The 4,375-nt window shown below is 74.0% G+C and carries 3 protein-coding genes; all 3 read left to right on the top strand.

What is annotated here, in order from left to right:
* On the top strand, positions 1–1,308 hold a 1,308-nt coding region (locus GPJ59_RS34090; protein WP_219671840.1), incomplete at its 5' end, for a helix-turn-helix transcriptional regulator.
* Between the two features lie 77 nt (positions 1,309–1,385).
* Positions 1,386–3,392, top strand: a complete 2,007-nt coding sequence (locus tag GPJ59_RS34085; RefSeq protein ID WP_219671838.1) for an APC family permease — start codon at positions 1,386–1,388, stop codon at positions 3,390–3,392.
* A 115-nt stretch (positions 3,393–3,507) separates the two neighbouring features.
* On the top strand, positions 3,508–4,269 hold the full coding sequence (locus GPJ59_RS34080; protein ID WP_219671837.1) for a thioesterase II family protein: 762 nt from the start codon (positions 3,508–3,510) through the stop codon (positions 4,267–4,269).
* Positions 4,270–4,375: the final 106 nt, after the last annotated feature.

The raw sequence follows: 4,375 nt of genomic DNA, 5'->3' as shown, positions 1-4,375 counted from the left end.
GCCCCCGACCGGGCCGCCCCCGACCGGGCCGCCCCCGACCGGGCCGCCGCCGACGGCCACGCCCCGGTCGGGGCCGGCCGGTCCAGCACCGCCGAACTGCGCTCCTCCGCCGCCCTGTGGACCCACCCGGACCACGACGGCGACGAGCAGGCCGCCGAACGCCTGCTCAAGGGCACCCCGCTGGCGCACGCCACCTTCGAACCCATCGTCCAGGCCGTCCGCACCCTCGTGCACACCGACCGCCCCGACCGGGCCGTGGTCTGGTGCCAGCGCCTCCAGGCCGCCGCGCCGCACATCGGCTGGCAGGCCGCCTTCGGCCTGATCCACTCCGAGGCCCTGCTGCGCCTGGGCGACCTCGCCGGGGCCGAGCGGGAGGCCGCGGCCGCGGCCGACGCCGTCACCGACCGCGGCGGGCTGTTCCTCTTCGGCCCCTTGGCCACCCTCATCACCGCCCGCACCGCCATGGGCCAGTACGACGCCGTGGCCCGGCTGCTGCAGATGCCCGTGCCCGAGGAGCTGTTCTCCAGCGTCTACGCCCTGGGGTTCCTGCGCGCCCGAGGCCACTACTACCTGGCCACGCACCGCCACCGGGCCGCCCTCGGCGAGTTCCTCGACGCCGGCCGGCTCGCCCAGAGCTGGGGCCTGGACCGCCCCCGCCAGCTGCCCTGGCGCACCGACGCCGCCGAGGCCCTGCTGCGGCTGGGCGAGCACCGGCAGGCCGAGCGGTTCGTCGTGGAACAGCTCGCCGGCACCGGCGTACGCAGCCCCCGGGTACGCGGCATCTCGCTGCGGCTGCGGGCCGCCACCACCGAACTGCGCCAGCGCCCCAAGCTGCTGACCCGGGCCGTCGACGAACTGCGCCGCTCCGGCGACCACCTGGAACTCGCCAAGGCCCTCGCCGACCTCGGCCGCGCCCTGATGCTGCTCGGCGAGGGCACCCGGGCCGGCATGGTCACCCGCCGCGCCTGGCACCTGGCCGCCGACTGCGGGGCCCTGCCGCTGTGCGAGCAGATCATGCCCGGCCAGTCCGGCCCCGAGCAGCGCCCGGCGCCCGTGCACCGCGCCGACAGCGCCCCCGCCGAGACCGAGCAGCTCAGCGAGTCCGAGCGGCGGGTGGCGGCGCTCGCCGCGTACGGCTACACCAACCGGGAGATCTCCGCGAAGCTCTACATCACGGTGAGCACCGTCGAGCAGCACCTCACCCGCGCCTACCGCAAGCTCGGCATCTCCCGCCGTCAGGACCTGCCCATGGACCTCCAGTTCGAGTCCCTCGAAGGCGCCTTCCTCCCGGGTTCGGTTCCGGCCTGAGCAGCGCGGACCAGGGGTCCGTAGGGGGCAGGACAGGGGGAGGGAAGCGGCGGTTCCCGTGTCTAGGGTCGGTCGTCGTGTCCACGATTCCTGATCTGACCAAGCGGGTGCTGCTGGGACGCGCACTGCGCAGCGAGCAGCAGCACGGCCAGTTGCTGCCCAAGCGGATCGCGCTGCCGATCTTCGCCAGTGACGCGCTCTCCTCCGTGGCCTACGCGCCCCAGGAGATCATGCTCACCCTGGGCGTCGCCGGCCTGGCGGCGTACCACTTCACCCCCTGGATTGCCGCCGGCGTCGTGGTCGTCCTGCTGACCGTCGTGGCCTCCTACCGCCAGAACGTCCGCGCCTACACCAGCGGCGGCGGCGACTTCGAGGTGGCCACCACCAACCTCGGGGAGCGCTCCGGCCTGGTCGTGGCGGCCGCGCTGCTGTGCGACTACGTCCTGACGGTCGCGGTGTCGGTCTCCGCGGCCGTCGAGAACCTCGGCGCCACCCTGCCCTTCCTCGCGGAGCACAAGGTCCAGGCGGCGATCTGCGTCGTCGCCCTGATCGCCCTGATGAACCTGCGCGGCGTGCGCGAGTCGGGCGCCGCCTTCGCCGTTCCGACGTACGCCTTCATGCTCGCCGTGCTCGGCATGGTGGTCTGGGGCGGCATCCGCCTGCTCACCGGCGACGAACTGCGCTCCGAGACCGCCGGCCTGACGGTGGAGGGGGAGAGCGCCGGCATCGCCGGCTTCGCCCTGGTCTTCCTCATCCTGCGGGCCTTCTCCTCCGGCTGCACCGCCCTGACCGGTGTGGAGGCCATCAGCAACGGCGTGCCCGCCTTCCGCAAGCCCAAGGGCGAGAACGCCGCGACCACCCTGGTGCTCCTCGGCGCCATCGGTATCGTCATGTTCGGCGGGGTCACGGCCCTCGCCTACGTCACCGACGCCAAGTTCGCCGACCCCGTGCACGGCAGCCGGCTGGTCGACCCGGCCACCGGGGAGCAGGTGTCCGACGTCAACCCGGTCATCGCCCAGGTGGCCAGGACCGTGTTCGAGGGCTTCTCGCCGGCCTTCTACTTCGTCATCGTGATGACCGGCCTCATCCTGGTCCTCGCCGCCAACACCGCCTTCAACGGCTTCCCGGTGCTCGGCTCGATCCTGGCCCGCAACCGCTTCATGCCCCGCCAGCTGCACACCCGCGGCGACCGGCTCGCCTTCAGCAACGGCATCGTCATCCTGGCCGCCGCCGCGGGCCTGCTGATCTACGCCTACGACGCCGCCGTCACCCAGCTCATCCCGCTCTACACCGTCGGCGTGTTCGTGTCCTTCACCATCAGCCAGGTCGGCATGGTCCGGCACTGGAACCGGCTGCTGCCGGGCACCGTCGACGCCCGCGGCCGCACCGCGATGCGCCGGGCCCGCGCCGTCAACACCCTCGGCGCGTTCACCACCGGCCTGGTGCTGGCCGTCGTCCTCGCCACCAAGTTCGCCTCCGGCGCCTGGCTGGTGTGCCTGGCGATGGCCGGGCTGTACGCCCTCATGCGGGTCATCCGCCGCCACTACGACCGCGTCGCCGAGGAGCTCGCGCCCGACGAGCAGCGGCCCGTCGCCACCCTGCCGGGCCGCATGCACGTCATCGTCCTGGTCTCCCAGCTGCACAAGCCCACCATCCGCGCCGTCGAGTACGCCCACGCGCTGCGCCCCGACACCCTCCAGGCCATCACCGTCTCCACCGACCCCGAGGCGGCGGACGAGCTGCGGACCGCGTGGGAGGGGTCCGGGATGCCGGTGCCGCTGTCCACGCTCGACTCGCCGTACCGCGAGATCACCCGGCCGGTCCTGGACTTCGTACACCGCTTCCGCGGCGAGAACCCCGACGACGTGGTCGCGGTGTTCATCCCCGAGTACGTCGTGGGCCGCTGGTGGGAGAACCTGCTGCACAACCAGAGCGCCCTGCGCCTGAAGGCCCGGCTGCTGTTCCAGCCCGGCGTGATGGTCGCCAGCGTCCCCTGGCAGCTGGCCTCGTCCGAACGGGCCGGCGGACGCCCCGAGCGGGCCGCGCCGGGAGCCGTACGCAAGTCCCGCCCGCACCGGCACTGACCGCACCGGAAGGACAGGGGTGCCTGAGGGGCCGGACAGGGGTGGGGCGACGACCGGGCAGCGCCCTAGCGTCGGACCGACGTCACGTGCAACGCGAGCGATGTGTGGGGGAACAGTGGTCCGTCAGCCCTGGGACGTGGAATGCCCGGACGCACCCGTACGCCTCTTCTGCCTGCCCTGGGCGGGCGGCAGCGCCGTGGTGTACCAGCGCTCCTGGCCCCGCGCCCTGGCCCCGGACATCGACGTCCACGCCGTCGAACTCCCGGGCCGCGGCATGGAGTTCGGCGAGCCGCTGGTCCGCCGGGCCGAGCCGCTGCTGGACCTGCTGGCCGCCCGGGTCGCCCCGCTCGTCGACCGGCCGTACGCGATCTTCGGCCACAGCATGGGCGCCATGCTCGGCCTCGAACTCACCCGCCGGCTCGTCGCCGCCGGGCACCCCGAGCCGATCCGGATGTTCCTCTCGGGCAGCGGGGTCCCCGGCCGCCGCCCCCGCAGCGCGGAGCGGCCCCTGCACGAGCTGCCCGAGAACGAGTTCCGGGAGTGGCTGCGCAGGACCGGCGGCACCCCCGCCGAGGTGTTCGACAACCCCGAGCTGCTCGACATGGTCTCGCCCCTGCTGCGGGCCGACTTCGAGCTGTGCGACGCCTACCGCTACACGCCCGCGGCGCCGTTCGGCTGCCCCGTGACCGCCATCGGCGGCGACAACGACCCCTACGTCCCCGTCGCGTCGCTCGCCGAATGGGCCGAGGTCACCACCGGCCCCTTCGACCGGCTCGTCCTGACCGGCGGCCACTTCGCCTTCCAGGAGCACCTGGAGCGGGTGCACGCCTTCGTGGGCGCCGCCCTGCGCAGCGCCGTACGCGGCCTCACCCACTGACCCCGGAGCACACGGCGGAGCGGGACCGCCGCGGCCTCGACCCGGCTCGGCTCCGGCCGGCCGCGCGGCACGGCCTCCCGGGCGCGCGGCACGACCTCCCGGGCGC

This window comes from Streptomyces bambusae (genome assembly GCF_019400985.1).
GTDB classification, from domain to species: domain Bacteria; phylum Actinomycetota; class Actinomycetes; order Streptomycetales; family Streptomycetaceae; genus Streptomyces; species Streptomyces bambusae_A.
This window is presented reverse-complemented; position numbering and strand designations above follow the sequence as displayed.